Origin of the sequence: Shewanella rhizosphaerae, assembly GCF_019457655.1 — a bacterium.
GTDB classification, from domain to species: domain Bacteria; phylum Pseudomonadota; class Gammaproteobacteria; order Enterobacterales; family Shewanellaceae; genus Shewanella; species Shewanella loihica.
In genome coordinates, this window is the sequence record NZ_CP080420.1 from 3,767,232 (window position 1) to 3,782,971 (window position 15,740).

The 15,740-nt window shown below is 55.5% G+C and carries 13 protein-coding genes; 7 read left to right on the forward strand and 6 right to left on the reverse strand.

Features of this window, described 5'->3' with window-relative positions:
- Positions 1 to 162: 162 nt before the first annotated feature.
- The 4 genes from K0I63_RS16350 to K0I63_RS16365 all read left to right on the forward strand — a co-directional run bounded on the left by K0I63_RS16350 (position 163) and on the right by K0I63_RS16365 (position 6,611).
- Positions 163 to 597, forward strand: coding sequence for a hypothetical protein (locus tag K0I63_RS16350; RefSeq protein ID WP_220081719.1), 435 nt, complete (start codon positions 163 to 165; stop codon positions 595 to 597).
- A gap of 324 nt (positions 598 to 921) precedes the next feature.
- On the forward strand, positions 922 to 1,680 hold the full coding sequence (locus tag K0I63_RS16355; protein WP_220081720.1) for a hypothetical protein: 759 nt from the start codon (positions 922 to 924) through the stop codon (positions 1,678 to 1,680).
- A 37-nt stretch (positions 1,681 to 1,717) separates the two neighbouring features.
- A complete protein-coding gene (locus K0I63_RS16360) occupies positions 1,718 to 5,284 on the forward strand; it encodes a zinc-dependent metalloprotease (RefSeq protein WP_220081721.1) in 3,567 nt (1,188 codons plus the stop codon).
- 259 nt (positions 5,285 to 5,543) lie between these two features.
- A complete protein-coding gene (locus K0I63_RS16365; protein ID WP_434086776.1) occupies positions 5,544 to 6,611 on the forward strand; it encodes a diguanylate cyclase domain-containing protein in 1,068 nt (355 codons plus the stop codon).
- A 26-nt stretch (positions 6,612 to 6,637) separates the two neighbouring features.
- Here the strand turns inward: K0I63_RS16365 and K0I63_RS16370 are convergent, their stop codons facing one another.
- The 3 genes from K0I63_RS16370 to K0I63_RS16380 are packed head-to-tail and all read right to left on the reverse strand — an operon-like array spanning position 6,638 to position 8,771.
- Complete coding sequence (locus K0I63_RS16370) at positions 6,638 to 7,363, reverse strand: amino acid ABC transporter ATP-binding protein (RefSeq protein WP_220043315.1); 726 nt, start codon at positions 7,361 to 7,363, stop codon at positions 6,638 to 6,640.
- Positions 7,356 to 8,036, reverse strand: a complete 681-nt coding sequence (locus K0I63_RS16375) for an amino acid ABC transporter permease (RefSeq protein WP_011866961.1) — start codon at positions 8,034 to 8,036, stop codon at positions 7,356 to 7,358. The genes K0I63_RS16370 and K0I63_RS16375 overlap by 8 nt, the downstream gene beginning before the upstream one ends.
- Before the next feature lie 6 nt (positions 8,037 to 8,042).
- Positions 8,043 to 8,771 carry a basic amino acid ABC transporter substrate-binding protein gene (locus K0I63_RS16380; protein ID WP_220081722.1) on the reverse strand — a complete coding sequence of 243 codons (729 nt, stop codon included), beginning with the start codon at positions 8,769 to 8,771 and terminating at the stop codon, positions 8,043 to 8,045.
- Positions 8,772 to 9,299: 528 nt separating this feature from the next.
- On the opposite strand from K0I63_RS16380, the gene K0I63_RS16385 reads away from it, so the two are divergent.
- The 3 genes from K0I63_RS16385 (at position 9,300) to K0I63_RS16395 (ending at position 12,104) form a co-directional block, all read left to right on the forward strand.
- Complete coding sequence (locus tag K0I63_RS16385; protein ID WP_011866963.1) at positions 9,300 to 9,545, forward strand: hypothetical protein; 246 nt, start codon at positions 9,300 to 9,302, stop codon at positions 9,543 to 9,545.
- A 719-nt stretch (positions 9,546 to 10,264) separates the two neighbouring features.
- Complete coding sequence (locus K0I63_RS16390; protein ID WP_220081723.1) at positions 10,265 to 10,981, forward strand: oxidative stress defense protein; 717 nt, start codon at positions 10,265 to 10,267, stop codon at positions 10,979 to 10,981.
- A gap of 124 nt (positions 10,982 to 11,105) precedes the next feature.
- Complete coding sequence (locus K0I63_RS16395) at positions 11,106 to 12,104, forward strand: WD40 repeat domain-containing protein (protein WP_220081724.1); 999 nt, start codon at positions 11,106 to 11,108, stop codon at positions 12,102 to 12,104.
- 29 nt (positions 12,105 to 12,133) lie between these two features.
- On the opposite strand, the gene K0I63_RS16400 is transcribed toward K0I63_RS16395, so the two are convergent.
- The 3 genes from K0I63_RS16400 to gabT all read right to left on the reverse strand — a co-directional run bounded on the left by K0I63_RS16400 (position 12,134) and on the right by gabT (position 15,717).
- Positions 12,134 to 13,324, reverse strand: a complete 1,191-nt coding sequence (locus tag K0I63_RS16400) for a potassium/proton antiporter (protein ID WP_220081725.1) — start codon at positions 13,322 to 13,324, stop codon at positions 12,134 to 12,136.
- Between the two features lie 149 nt (positions 13,325 to 13,473).
- Positions 13,474 to 14,238, reverse strand: a complete 765-nt coding sequence (gene lgt / locus K0I63_RS16405; RefSeq protein ID WP_434086803.1) for a prolipoprotein diacylglyceryl transferase — start codon at positions 14,236 to 14,238, stop codon at positions 13,474 to 13,476.
- A 198-nt stretch (positions 14,239 to 14,436) separates the two neighbouring features.
- A complete protein-coding gene (gene gabT, locus K0I63_RS16410; RefSeq protein ID WP_220081727.1) occupies positions 14,437 to 15,717 on the reverse strand; it encodes a 4-aminobutyrate--2-oxoglutarate transaminase in 1,281 nt (426 codons plus the stop codon).
- Between the last annotated feature and the right edge of the window lie 23 nt (positions 15,718 to 15,740).

Sequence of the window (15,740 nt, forward strand, 5' to 3'; positions counted from 1 at the left end):
ACAATCAAAAAATGAATGTGACAAAGACCGCAATATTGAGGTTAATGTTATTTTCATATTGAATAAAAATTATCGGTTTCATACATTGAATATTCGTCTCGAATTTAAATGTATCACTTTGTATCAAATTGGTGGTATATCAATTCTCACTTAGCTGGTTATATGTTGAAACAAGGATCTGTCACACTATCGAGCTTAAGCCTGTTACTTGGGCTACTGGTACTCACTCAGCTGAGCGGCGGCCTAATGGCGCAGCAACAAGCCGGCAGCACCAACAAAAACCTTAGCTGCAGCGTCATCCAAGGAGATCGCCTGGCCACCAAAGAGGTCGCCCCCGCCAGGCAAGAGACTGGATTATCCTCCTGCTGGCACCACACATATCAGCAGCTATTTCCCAGCATGCCACCGCTAAGTGGCGAGACCCACGAAAGTCAGGGCAACGGAATGACACTGACTGTTGTGATCTTCTGCCTGTTATTTCTCTCTGCCGGACTGCCTGGTTACGGGCGAACGAAATACCGCACCCCAAAATCTATTATCGAGTGCATCTCTTTATTAATGAGCTGGATTAAACCTATTAAGGGCACTCCTTCTTAGCCAACCAAAATACCATTTTGACACGCGTAGATAGATAGCGCTGAGCCACTATTTATAACGCGATCAATTTTGACGGACATACCTAGCCGCCAACCAAGCTATTTCTTTTAACTTATTTTTAATGAGGTTTATTTCATGCCTTATGCACACTCACGTCTGTCGAGTGCGCCCCCGTGCGCGCCTATTTTCTTGCCCAAACCAACCATAGGGAAAATAGCCATGTGGAAAAAGACAATTTGTAAAAAGGTCATACGAGAAAAAACGGCGCAGCAAATAACAGCATCTCTGTGCTTCATATTGGCTCTGCTGCTTTCGAATCAGACATTGGCCGATAATGAAAACGTCGCCGCCGCCATAGACACCAAGCGCTCCCACTGGTCAGGTTATCTCAGTGCCAGCGCCGCCAGCAACACCTTCGAGCAGTCGGCCCCCAGCTCCTACCAGGCCCTCAGTGCCAGCGGCAGGATCGCCTACCGCGACACCTGGGGCAGCATACGTCTCTCCAGCGGTGGCGAGGTGGAGACGCGGCATAACCAGAGCTATTTCTACGACACCTTCGTAGAGTATCGCACCCCGTACAAGGCTCTGGGCAATGACTGGAGCTATGTGGGCAGTGCCGGGGTCTATCTGCCTACCGGCCATACCAGCAAAGAAAACAAGTTGAGGGCCGCCCCTAGGCTAGCAGGCTATCTCTTCTACCGCCCGAACCAAGACTGGAACTTCTATCTCTCACCCCGGCTTAAATATAACGCCTATGAACATGAGATAGGCCGTCACGGCGAGCACTTCATCGAGCACAGCATCAGCCTGCTGGCCGATGCCACCTGGCAGTTCATCGACAATTGGTATCTGGATGTCAACGCCTCCTACACCATGAACAAGCCCTTTAACACCAGTCGTTACGACAACCGTTTCACCATCAGCGAAGAGATCGGCTGGTCCTTTGCCCCCACTTGGGTGGCGGCCATAGGTCACAACAACAGCGGCTATTTCTTCGACCCGGATCGCGGCCCGTCCCACAGCTTTACGCTCTACGACGAACGCAACTCAGTGTTTTATCTATCGATCACTAAATATTTATAAAAAGCACTTATAAATTAAACAACTAGGAGAGGTTTCAATGTACAAGAGCACTGTCGCCATCGCCATATTGAGCGCGATAGGATTAAGCGCCTGCGGCACCGACGAGCCGTATCAGGAGGTCAAGAAAGATGAGCGGATGATCGCCGTCAAAGACTTCAAAGATGCCACCACCAGCGGCGCCGCGGGGGAGCAACTCACCTCCTCGACCACCACCGGCGAGCTGGCTAGCAAGCAACCCGAGCGACTCTTTCTCTACACCCGCAGCCTGGGTGAGGCACCGCGCTACTCGGCCCCCATCCATGGTTTCTCTCAGGGAAAAGCCAAGCTGGTAACCCTGCGGATGACGGAAAACGGCATCCAGTTGCGTCAGATCGACAGAGACAACATAGGTCTGGACCACGACTCGCGCTTCGATAACGAGTACAACAAGGCCCCAGTGCTGACCATTCCCGGCGACTACATCGACTTCCAATGCCAGGAGGACAACTGGGGCGACTGTACCAACCGCGAAGAGGAAGTCACAGATCGCAACATCACCTGGGATCAGAAGAAGTTCTTCATTCCTAAGTTTGAAGGGGCGCAGATCGCCGAGGAGAACTACACGGATCTGGTCACCTTCAAGCTGTGCACCACAGAGACAGAGTCGGCCCACCTGGTAAAAGATGGCAACTGGGAAGGCTATGAGATGGACTTGGCCAAGGGGGTGATCAACTTCGAGATCGAGCACACCTATCAGGCCAATCCCGCCTGTTTCGGCAAGTTCTTCAAGGGCAGCTTCGACAACCTCTCCTTCACCACCACGGAATATATCTCTGTCGTGGCTCTGGATCAGTTGGCCAGCACGGACTTTGTCACCATCCCTTATAGTGAGGATGAGAATGGCACCTTCGGCTTCTTCCGCACCCAGCATGAATACCGTGACGGCAACAATGCCGATGGTAAGGATGGCTATGTGCGCCAGTACCTCAACCATTTCAACCCCAAGAAGGAGGCAATCACCTACTTCTTGAGTAACAACTTCTTCGAGCCAAAGAATCAGCCCTTCCTGGACGCGGCCAAACAGAGCATTACTGCCATCAACATCCAGAACAAGCTGTTCGAAACCGGCCTGCCGGAGCTCAAGCTGGCCCAGGCCAACGAACGCAGACACGGAGACTTGCGCTACAGCAACATCACCCTGTTCGACGAGCCGTTAGATAACGGCCTTGCCGGTTACGGCCCCTCTGCCGCCAACCCGCTCACCGGCGAGATCGTCAGCGGCCGGGTAGACCAATACAGCGCCAACCTACAACAGGGCTCGACCCGCTACTACCGCAGGGTGCAACTGGACTACAACCGCGGCATGCTAGACCCTAACTCGGTCAAAGATCTCACCGGGGTCGACTACACCCCATCACAAGAGGCGGTGGATCGCGCCAATCAGGTGGCGGCCAACAAGCTCATTGCCGAGCAGAACAGTCAGAGCCAAGATCCTATGGTGCAGCAACCGCGCACCGAGGCCCAGCCTCAGACCATCATCCCGGATCTCTCCACAGATGATGCCAGCAACGCCCCCTTCGAGGAGCTGGTCAATCAGCAGAACAAGACCGAAGCCTTCTGGGCCGAGCATAATCTGATGAGTGTGGATCAGGCCTTCGGCCTCACAGGCGGCGCCCTGCGCGAACTGCCGCGCGGCATTCAGGGCTATGAGATCGACTGGAAAGACACTCAATTCTGGGTCGACGGCATCATAGGCGGCAAGCTGAAGGATATCGAAGCCATGCCCACCAGCTTCCAGGCAGATCTTGTGACTAAGCTGGCGGCTCAGGCCTTTGCCGGTACCCTCACCCATGAGCTGGGCCACACCCTTGGCCTGAGACACAACTTCGCCGGTAGCCGGGATCAAGCCAACTTCTTCAACGAAGAGGAGATCGCCAAGTTCAGCCAGGCCTTCAGCGAGGCGGGTTACCCGCATCTGACGGTCAAGGCCGATTTCTCCAGCCAGATGGACTATAACGCCGACCGTTTCGCCACCACCTTCCAGAAGTACGATCTGGCGGCGCTGCGCTTCGGCTATGGTCGTCAGGTAGAGACCCAAGATGGCAGCCTGGTATCACTCGAGGCGGCCGATGCCAAACGCCGCGAGGAGCTACGCCAGGGCAATATCACGGGCGAGATCCAATATGGCGCCTTGCATCAGATAGACAAAGAGCACGACCTGCGTTACTTCGCCTTCTGTACCGACGGCCATGTGACCCTCAACTCCAACTGTAACCGCTTCGACGCCGGCACCAACAACGACGACATAGTGCAGTACTATATCGACAGCTACCACGACAGCTATGACACCATGAACGTGCGTCATAACCGTCAGACCCTGTTCGAAGATCATATCCTGCCCTATACCATCAACCGTCTGAGAGGCTTCAGCGACATACGCCAGTTCGTCGAAGACACGGCCACGGTTGAGGAGCTATTTGCCTTCGATCAGAACGAGCTGGCCGATTTCTGCCCAGGACATGAGAACTACTGGTTCTGCGCCTCACAAAGGGCGGTGGAAAAGGCGGCCGATACCTTCCTTACCGCGGCCGGTCTGAGCGACATCTATCTGCATGTCACCTATCGCATGAACAGCGATGACAGCCGTGCCCTGACCAAGGTGCACTCGCTGGAAGATATTCTGACTCGCCTCTATCGCCTCAATGCCGGCAAGCTGGATGAAGGCTTCGAGCTGGGTCAGATCATCACCGCCTACGAGCAAGCCCCTGAAAAACTGAAAGAGCTGCTGCTCAAGGCCGATATCGTCGAGGCCTACCAGGACCTGCTCTACGCCGATGTCAGCGCCAACAAGGGACGCCTGCTCAACGGCGTCAAAGCTCCGGCATCGAGCCCGAACCATCCCTATGTCAACGAGCGTGACGTGCTGGGCATGTGGCCCGATAAACTGCTGGCGATGCGTCAGCTGCTGACCCGCAAGTCGCCTCGCAGCACCACGGGCCGCACCTACTACGCCCTGGCTGATTATCCTAAGGTGAAGGATCAGCTCGAAGGCATGCTGTGTCAGATGACGCTGGGCAACACGGTTCAGGAGATCAACCAGTACCTGACCAAGCCTGTGCTGAGCGACAGCTGTAAGGCAGTAGACGCCAAATACTATGTCAACGACGTCGATTATGCAGACCAGCATATCGAGGCACTTCCTAGCTACGCTACCTCTCTGGGACGCTACTTCGGCTTCCCCCAGAGCAGCTATGAGATGAAGGGTAAGAGCAACCTGCTGCAGATGATGCTCAAGCAGGTGGTGCTAGCATCGCGCGACAGCGACTATCGTGGCGAAGAGAAGGCCAGAGTGTGGCGCGAGTATGTGGGCATTCATCTTGCCAGCGACGCCGTTGCCGCCAGCAAGCAGATCAGCCTACAGGGCAAAAACTATGTGGCGACCGAAGAGAACCAGCTGGCTCTCATGCTGATCGACCAGATAGACACGCTCAAGGCACTCATCGCCAGCTCACCCGAGCTGATGAAGCATCAGATGAACAGCAAGGGTGAGACCTTCCAGCAATTGGTGGTTGACCCTATCATCGCCCGCGATGAGCGAGTGATCACTTACCTGCCAGTGCTTTAAGCCAGTAGATATCGTTCAGCAATGGAAAAAGAAGCCGCTCGTCGGCTTCTTTTTTGCTTTAGGGCTAATTAGTTAGCCATGAACCTTAGCAAGTGAATTCTTGTTAAGTTTCGTAGCTCGCCTTCCAAATCTTTACCTAGCGGCCACCACGCCTGGGATGCAACATCTGTAGCAAAATGTATCATCTTGTTTAGACAGTTGTTTCACTACCCAATAATGGTTAACTTATGCCTGACAAACGTAAAGGAGAGCCCCTTCGATGGAGCCGGATGAGCAGCCATCTAATCAGTTAGCCAACACAGAGCCATCGGCAGAGACAAGTGCCAAGCCAACGGCCGATATAAGTGCCGAGCAAACGGCGGACCTGATCGCCGAGCTTAAAGCCGAAAATGCGGCGCTCAAACGCGAGAACGCCAAGTTAACGCTGCTCAACGATCGCGCCGAAGAGAAACTCTTTGCCGCACTCGATGGCAACCGTCTCTGCCTGTGGGAGCAACATCTTCCCAGCGGCAACCTGACCATCTTCAACATGCGATGGGGCGAACTGCTGGGCTTTAGTCGCGAAGAGCTGGCGGCCCATGTGGACAGCTGGAAACAAAATCTGCATCCGGAGGATAAGGAGTGGGTGATCAAAGCCTTCGAAGATCATGTAGAGGGCAAGTCAGATTACTATCAGGCGGTGCACCGGATGATCCACAAGGATGGCTCGGTCACCTGGGTGTCCGATCGCGGCCGTATCGTCGAGCGCAAGCCGGATGGTACGCCGCTACGTATGATGGGCACTCACATGGATATCACCCAGGAGAAGCGCTACGAGCAGGAGCTGTCTGAGCTGGCCCACTGCGACCCCCTCACCAATCTGAGTAATCGTAAGGCGATCACCCTGGCATTTGAGGAGCTGTATCAGCGAGGCACGGGCAGCATCTTCTTTATCGATCTCGATGGCTTTAAGGAACTCAACGACAAGCTGGGCCACAAGTTTGGCGACCACCTCTTGGTCCATGTGGCCCACACACTCAGGGGCGTCATAGGCACTCAGGCCCAGATCGCCCGTCTCGGCGGCGATGAGTTTTTGATTTTGCACCCGAGCCAAGACCAGACTCTGCTGAGTGAGCGGGCCCAGTCGCTGTTGGATGTCTATCGTCAGGCGATCATCTTAGAAGGCACTGAGGTCAAACTCGGCCTGAGTATCGGCATCTACTGCTTTACCCCGAGCGATGACTTTGCCAGCGCCTGCGAGTTTGCCGACGCCGCCATGTACCGAGTCAAGGCCCAGGGCAAACACGACTACCAGTTCTGGCAGGCCGAGCAGGCGGCCGAGGGCTAGCCCCTATACTGACCTGAAGATTTAACTTATCTGAGCACCTTGCTCAAGAACGCCTGGGTGCGCGGTTCCTGTGGCTGACCGAACAGCAGCGAAGGCACATTGCTCTCCACCACATAGCCGCCATCCATGAAGATCACTCGATCGGAAACGTCTTTTGCAAAGCCCATCTCGTGGGTGACGATCACCATGGTCATTCCCGCCTGAGCCAGCTGTTTCATCACATCCAGCACGTCGCCCACCATCTCGGGGTCCAGCGCCGAGGTGGGCTCGTCAAATAGCATAAGCTCAGGCTTCATCGCCAGGGCGCGGGCGATGGCGACCCTCTGCTTCTGACCGCCAGACAGGCTGGCGGGATAGGCGCTCGCCTTGTCACTCAGCCCCACCTGCTCCAGCAGGCGCATCGCCTCGCTATCGGCCTCGGCCTGAGTCATCAAGCCCAGTTTCACCGGTGCTAGGGTGATGTTTTGCTGCACCGTCTTATGGGGAAAGAGGTTAAAGTTTTGGAACACCATACCCACCTTCTGCCGCAGCTTGTCGATGCAGGCATCTGGCGCGGTGATCGACTGACCATCGATCACTATCTCCCCCTGGGTGGGTTGCTCCAGCAGATTGATGCAGCGCAGGAAGGTACTCTTGCCGCTACCGCTGGGGCCGATGACGCTGACCACCTCACCCCGGGCGATCGATTCGTCGATCCCCTTGAGCACCTGGTTGTCGCCGAAATATTTATGCAGATTACTAATCTTAATCACTTTGCTTAAGCCTCTTCTCAAACTTCGACAACATAAAGGTGAAGCTATAGGTCAACGCCAGGTAGATGAGTGCACAGGTAAACAGGGGCACGCTGTCTTCGAAGGTGCGGCTACGGATGATCTCGCCCGAGCGCATCAGATCCACGCCGCCGATGAAACCGATCACCGCGGTCTCTTTTAGCAGCACGATAAACTCGTTACCCAGGGCAGGAAGAATGTTCTTGATCGCCTGGGGCAGGATCACCTCCTTCATGGTCACCGCCTGCGACAGGCCGAGGGAGCGCGCCGCCTCCGTCTGCCCCTTATCCACCGCCTGTATGCCGGCGCGGATGATCTCAGAGATGTAGGCGCCGCTGTTAAGGCCGAAGGCAATGATGGCCGCGCTCACCTTGTCCACATCCCAGGTGGCCAGCACGATAAAGTAGAGGATCACCAACTGCACCACCACTGGGGTGCCGCGTATCACGCCCACATAAAGGTTGGCGGGCCAGCGCAGATACCACCGGCTCGACATCTTCATCAATGTGGTGGCAACGCCCAGTATGGCCCCCAAGATCATGGCGAACAGGGTCACGATCAGCGTCACCTTTAAGCCATTGAGGATCAGGTAGATACCTATGAGCCCATCTTCACCTATGGGCGTAAACAGCGAGGAATTAATTGCATCTAACATGGCGGCCTACTTCATGTGTTTGGCGAGCAGGGCGTCGTATTCACCATTCTGCTTCATGGTCGCCAGCGTCTTGTTGATGCTGGCCAGCAGTTCGGGCTGGCTCTTGGCCACGGCGAAACCATAAAACTCTGGGGGGAAGTCCAGGCTGATAAGCTTAAGCTCAGGGTTCTTGGCCAAATAGTTGGCGGCCGGCTCGCTGTCGAACAGCACGAGATCCACCTTGCCGTTCTTCAGCTCCATGATCGCCTCGAAGCCGGTATTGAAGGCGGTCACCGACTGGGTGTACTTCTTGGCCATCATGTCGGCGGTTGAGCCCAGCTGCACCGCGAAGTGTTTACCGGCGAGATCCGCCAGGCTATGGATGCTGTCATCCTGCTTGTTGACCAAGACTACCTGGGTCGCCTCGTAGTAAGGAGCGGAGAAGTCGACGCTGGCCTGACGCTCTGGAGTGATGGTCATGCCCGAGGCAATCATATCTATCTTGCCGGCGTTGAGGGCCACGATCAGCGAGTCGAACTTCATGTTCTCCACCTTGAGCGTCTTGCCCGCATCCTCAGCCACCTTGCGGGCCAGATCGATATCAAACCCCATTACCTGATCGCCGCTGACACCGCCCACATATTCAAAGGGCGGAAAGGCCGCATTGGTGCCTACCACCAAATAATCTTTCTCTTTGCCACAGCCACTCAGCAGCAACAGGGCCGTAAAGCCGGCTAACAGGATAGATTTGTTCATTATTTACTCTCTTACCAGGAATATTCGCTCAATTGGCCACGACTATAGGCAGCCCGACTCACACAGTCAATACTTATGCGATAAAAATGACTATTTAGTCATTTTGTTTGCTTTTTATTAACATAAACTTGCCTATTTGTCAGTGTAGCTCGGCCAGCCCAAAGCGGCACCAAGCCAAACTTGCAGACTTGCACCAATGCAAGCCATGGCGGCACCAAGTTGGTGAGCCCTGTGCGCGATGTCACACTTGTCAGACGCAATCAAAAATCATTAATAACCATAAAAATCAATTAATTAACAATCTTTGAAAAAGTTGGCACAGAACTTACATATTACTTTGTAGGTAGTCATTGGGGCGGGCAGAATTGCCAAAGGTAAATGAAGCACCATCCCATAAGGAGTTGTAGATGAAACCTTGGTTAATGGCGGTCAGCCGCTTCGAAGATTGGCAGTTTATCTTTCACCTCGGCATCAGCCAGTGGGATGTCGAATAGGCTAACACGCGGATTCATCCATAAGGAGTCACAGATGAGTACAGTATCTAAGAGTATCACGCCTAAGATGGCAGAGCGGATCGTCGCCGAAGTCAAAGGAAACAACTGCCTGTTGTCGGATGTCGCCAAACAGTTTGGCGTCTCCACCAAGACGGTCTACCAACTGGTTCGCCAGAGTGAGCAGCAAGGCGGGCGCGTGGGTGTGCTGCGCGCCGAGATCGACCGGCTCACCATGCAACTCAATCAGCTCATGCGTGAACTCAAGCTTATCCAAGGATAAGCCTCTATTCACCAAGAGCTAAGTCGATTCGCTAAGAGCTAAATAGAATCGCCAAGGACTTAATCGATTCGCCAAGGGCTAGGGAAGGCAAGATAACAAGATGGAAACAGAATAAGTGGTCTGCAGGAAGCATGTGATTTCAGGTTAGAGGGCAGCAAACATAATAGCCTAAGTCGAGGGCCAGAGACCGACGACGGGCCTGAATCGCAAAACCTTTTAAAAAGAGGTGTTTTACAGGTGGCACCTCTAGGGAAGATGCAAACGAGTCCCATGTGTGCTCTGCGTCGGCTTACAGACCTGGATGCAAGGCGTGGTTCGTAGCAAATGGCCTAGTCCTTTGCAAGAAGCACAACACAGCAGACAGGCCTGTAAGGCACGCCTTTCAGGGCTTTCACAGCAACCGGCTCTCTGCGTTATCTGACTTTGACAGGCCCCGACATGCCTTCAGTCAGACGCCTTGATTGCCAATTGCTGTGTAAGCCAGAGTGCCACGAGGACTTATTTGCAACTTCCCAAGCGCTCCCCCAAAGGCGCTTTCGCCTGGTGATAGGCAGGATGCTCTATCACCAGGTTTTTTCTTTTGGGAGAAGCCCCTCTCCGACAGCCCCAAAAAAATTTTCAGTTTATTTAACCCCTTTTCAGAGATCCTGCGTCTATATGCTCAAACAACCGATTCCTATCTACTGATTTGTCACTATTACGTGCGTTTGGAGTATTCGATGAAAAAGACCCTGATTGCCACCCTATTTGGTTCATTGGTTTTCACCGGCAGCCTGCTTGCTTTACCTAACGCGGCCGCCGCAGAGCTAAACTTCCCCCATATCGAAACCGTCGGCACCAGCGAGCTGGTCGTCAAGGCCGACATGGCCGAGCTAACCGTCGAGGTGGTGACTAAGGCCGACAATCCAGCCAAGGCCAAGGCGGGATCAGACAAGGCGGTCAGCGACTTCCTGGCCAGGTTAGCCAAGGCGGGGATCGCACGCGAAGATGTTCAGAGCGCCAACCTGAATCTGCATCCCGACTATCTCTACGACCCTGAGACGCGCACCAACAAGGAGATTGGCTACCTCGCCAGCCGCCAGGTGGTGGTCACCCTAAGGGCACTGGACAAGCTCAACGACCTGCTCGACAGCGCGTTGCAGCAAGGGATCAACCGCATCCACCAGATCAACTTCAAATCCAGCAAGGAGGCCGAGATGATTGAACAGGCCAGGCTGATGGCGATCAAGGACGCCAAGCAGAAGGCCGCCGCCCTGGCCGAAGGCTTCGGTGAGCGTCTGGATGGCGTATGGGAGATCCGCTATCAGGCCCAGGGAGCTGTGCGCCCCATGGTGTATAAGATGAGTGCCGCAGCCCGTGGTGACGTCGCCGAGAGTTATCAGGAGGCCCAGACCAGCATCAGCGATCGCGTCGAGGTGATCTACCGCCTCAAGTAATTGCTCATAGAAGGCTTAGTCGATACAAGACATGGCCCTTCAGGCCCGCTGGCTGACACCGGCGGGCTTTTACATGTGTTATGCTCAGCTAACTCCCAGTAACTGAGCCTTATCCGCTATCCCCATGTCTACACTCAAATACCTGTGGCACCTCGTACGCCTAGCCCTGTTACTCGTCGCCCTCTCCGGTTGCTCAGATAAGCAGACAAGCCAGCCGCCGCTGAGCCTCAAGCGTCTGGTGGAGGACAATCTGGTGGCGGGGCTACTGGCAGAGGATGCCAGCCTGGCCATCACATTGAGTCGAAGTCGGGATCTCAGCGTCTGGAGCCTCCCCGAGGGCAAGCAGCGCTTTCACTGGCCGGCTACCGCCTTCGAGCATCCGGGTTATCAGCTGGCCTTATCGGGCAACAAGCGCTATCTGGCCTATGGCGGCAAACGCCAAATTACTCTGATAGATATCCAGCAGGGCAATATCCAGCTGACTTGGCAGGTCAATGGCTTTGACGACTACGCCAGCATCTCGACCCTGGCGCTCAATCAGTCGGGCAGCCGCATCGCCATCGGTATGAACGAAGGCAGCGTGATCTTGGTGGATTTCACGGCGCAGCAGTTTTCCCTATTTAAACAACACGACGCCGAGGTGGCCTTCCTCGCCTTCGGCAGCTCGGATGAGCGCCTGTTATCGGCCGGCCATGATGGCAAGGTGCTCTGGTGGGTCGGCGGCAGCGGCAAAATAGTCAAGCAGTTCTCCCTGCCCCAGCGCATCACCAGCCTGGCGTTTGACGAGGCCGATAGGCGCCTCTTCTTCGCCGACAACCTGGACAATCATCAACTGCTGGCATTCGACACAGGTGAGGCGCTGAGTGAACTGAGCTACTTCGAGCGCTACCGCTATTTTCGCCGCGCCCGCTTCATTCACAGGGGCGATGAGTTGATCACCGCCACCTCGAAGCAGACTATCTTTCGCTGGCAGGTCGCCACCGGCGAAGAGCTAGAACGCTGGCAGCTCACTCCCTTCTCCATGGGGACAACCGTCATGGATATGGTGAGCCATGGTGGGCAGCTCATCACCCTCAGCTCAGACGGCGCCCTAGAGCAGTGGAAGTTGGGCGCTGGGAATTGAGCACAGGGAATTTAGTTAAGCACTAGCCCTTAGCTGTCGCTATTGAGCCCAAGTCGCTTGGCCAGGGGCTCTATGGCCGCGCCCTGCAGCAGGATGGAGAAGAGCACGATGAAAAACACCAGGTGCACCATCTCAACCGCCCCCTCGACACCGGCCGCCGCCGGGATCAGCGAGAAGACGATAGGGGTCGCCCCCTTGAGACCTATGGAGGAGATAAACAGCCGCTTCTTCCAGCTCGCCTGACGAAACGGCAGGTAACAGATCTGCACCGCCAAGGGCCTGGCCACCAGCATCAGCAGCGCCGCCGGGACCAGTGACAGGAAGAACACACTAAACAGGGTCTGGGGGAAGATCTGCAGCCCGAGTATGATGAACATCAGCGACTGCGCCAGCCAGGAGAGGCTGTTAAAGAAATGCCGCGTCACCTCCACGCCCCGGCGTATGCCGTTGCCCATCACCACGCCGCACACATAAGATGCGATCAAGATATTGCCGCCGGCCAGCTCGCTGCCATAGGCCGCCAGCACGAAACTGGCGAGCACAAACACTGGGATCAGGCCATATTCCTCGAGATGTATGCTGTTCAGTGCCCACACCGCCAACTTGGCCACCACGAAGGCAACGCCTATCCCTAAGGCGATCTGCAAGCCTAGCATCTGGCCTATCGCCCAGGGCGATACCGGCGCATCCGGTGCCAGAGCGATACCTGTAAGTATCATCACCATCACCAAGGCGACCGGGTCGTTGGTGGCCGACTCGAACTCCAACACAGTATCCGTGCGCTCCTTGAGCTTGAGCTTCTTCGACTCCAGAATCGAGAACACGGCCGCGGCATCGGTCGAAGAGACCACGGCGGCAAACAACAGGCAGATCACCAGGCTCCAGTCGGTCAATGGATAGAGGAGCGCCCCCAGAATAAGCGTGGTCAGCAGTACCCCGAAGGTTGCCAGCACCCCGCCCTCCTTGTAGGCCAGCTTGATGCTCTCTGTCTTGGTATTGATGCCGCCGACGAAGACGATCATGTTGAGGGCGACCGCCCCGACCGTAGAGGTCAGGGTGAGGTTATCGTAGACAAAATTAAACTCGCCATTGCCCAGGCTCAGGCCCACGCCCATGAAGATCAACAGACTGGGCAAACCCAGGGTCTTTGAGGGGTGATGCAACAGGATCCCCACGGCGATCAGCGCGGCGATCCCTAACAAGATAACCTGGTAGGACATAGGTCTCCTTCTGGCAGATGAATAGGCTGGGACAATGAATTTTGCCCCCCTATTTTAGCAGAGGATCTATTAATTGGAGATGAGTTAAATGATTGATTAACTGTTTTTAATTGAAAAAAAAGCCCGAGCTGAGTCGGGCTTGCTTATCGCTATTTGGCCTTGGATGCCAGATAGGGCTTCACCAGCAGGAAGACCCCTACCAGCAGGAAAGGAATACTCAGCATCTGACCGGCACTCATGGTCCAGTCTTGGGCATACGCCGCCTGCTTCACCTTGACGAACTCTATGGCAAAACGGGCACTGAACACCCATACCAGGAAGAGGCCGAACAGGGCGCCCTGCTTCCGCTTCATCTCTGTGGTCTTGTAGATTGCCCAAAGGGCGATGAAGATGCTCAGGTAGGCAAGCGCCTCATACAGCTGGGCCGGATGGCGCGGCAACATGTCCACCCGCTCGAAGACGATGGCCCAGGGCTTGTCGCTCGGCACGCCGAGGATCTCAGAGTTAACGAAGTTGGCCATGCGCACGAAGAAGCCGAAGATAGCCGTGGCGATCGCCAGTCGATCCAGCAGGAAGAGGAAAGGTAGCTTCATCTTGCGATGGTAATAGTAGAGCGCCAGGATCGCCCCCAGGCCGCCGCCATGGCTGGCCAGGCCGCCTTCCCAGATCGCCAGAATCTTAGCCGGATGCGCGAAGTAGTAGCTGGGATCGTAAAACAACACATGGGCCAGACGCGCCCCCACCACTATGCCGATAACGCAGTAGATCAAGAGGTTATCCAGCGACTCCACATCCAGGCCTTCGCGCACATAGATGCGTTTCATCACCTGAAAGCCCGCGAAGATCGCGCTAGCAAACAGGACGCCATACCAATGTATCGTCAGCCCCATGAAAGAGACCAACACAGGGTCCATATTCCAAATAAAGTGATCCAAAAACCTAAACTCCCTCGCCTGAGGCCGACTGGCCTGGTGAATAACGCTGCTGACAGGCAGTTTTACGCGCTTCGACTTGGTTATTCAAGGTCTTGTGGCGATTTTCAACATACAGATACAAAAAAGCCCGGAAGAAATCTCCCAGGCTTTTGGTGATGGTTCGCAAACAGGAGCGAATTAGTCCACCAGGCTCTCGAACAGCGTCTTAAACTTGGCCAGCCCCTCGGCCATGATCTCATCGCTGATGGTCAACGCCGGCAGGAAGCGGATCACGTTGCCGTAAAAGCCACAGGCCAGCAGCACCAAGCCATGGGCCGCGGCGTTGGCGATGATCGCCTGGGTCAATGCCGTGTTGGGCTGCTCACTGTCACCGTCGATCACCAGCTCCATGGCGATCATGGCGCCTTGATTGCGCACCTCGCCAATCAGCTGTGGATACTGCTCCTTGAGGGCAGAGAGCGCCTGATTGAAGGTGTCGCCTATCTTAACGGCGCGCTCCACCAGCTGCTCCTCTTGCATCACCTCAAGCACCGCCAGCGCCGCCACGCAGCCCACGGGTGAGCCGCCATAGGTGCCGCCAAGGCCACCCGGCAGAGGCGCGTCCATGATCTCGCTCTTACCCACCACGGCCGCGAGCGGGAAGCCACCGGCGATCCCCTTGGCCATAGTCATCAGATCCGGCTCGACGCCCGCGTGTTCGCAGCTAAACATCTTGCCGGTGCGGCCGAAACCTGTCTGGATCTCATCCATCACCAGCACGATACCATGCTGGTCACACAGCGCCCTGAGCGCCTGTAAGAACTCTGGCGGCGCGGCGTAGAAACCGCCCTCACCCTGCACAGGCTCGACCACGATCGCCGCCACATCACAAGGAGCGATATCCACCTTAAACAGATGCTCGATCGCCTTGAGGGAGTCTTTCACGCTCACGCCATGGAAGGCCACAGGATAGGGAGCATGGAAGATATCCCCGGCGAAGGGGCCAAACTGATGCTTGTAGGGAGTGATCTTACCCGTCAGCGCCATGGTCAAGTTAGTGCGGCCATGGAAGCCACCGTTGAAGGCGATCACGCCGCGACGCCCGGTATGGGCCCTGGCGATCTTGACGCAGTTTTCCACCGCCTCGGCGCCCGTGGTCACGAAGATAGCCTTCTTGTCGCTACCGCCGGGGGCGATGCGATTAAGCTGCTCCGCCAGGGCTACCGCCGACTCATAGGGGTTCACCATCACGCAGGTGTGGCTGAAGTTATCCAGCTGCGCCTTCACCGCCGCCACCACCTTGGGATGGCTATGGCCAGTGTTACACACGGCGATCCCTGTGCCAAAGTCGATGTAGCGCTTGCCTTCGACATCCCACAGCTCAGCGTTTAACGCCCGCTCCACATAGACGGGATAGGCGTTACCCTGTCCCCTGGCGATCGCCTGTACCTTACGTGCCTGTAATTCTGCGTTGCTCATCGTCTCTATCCTTACGTCTATTT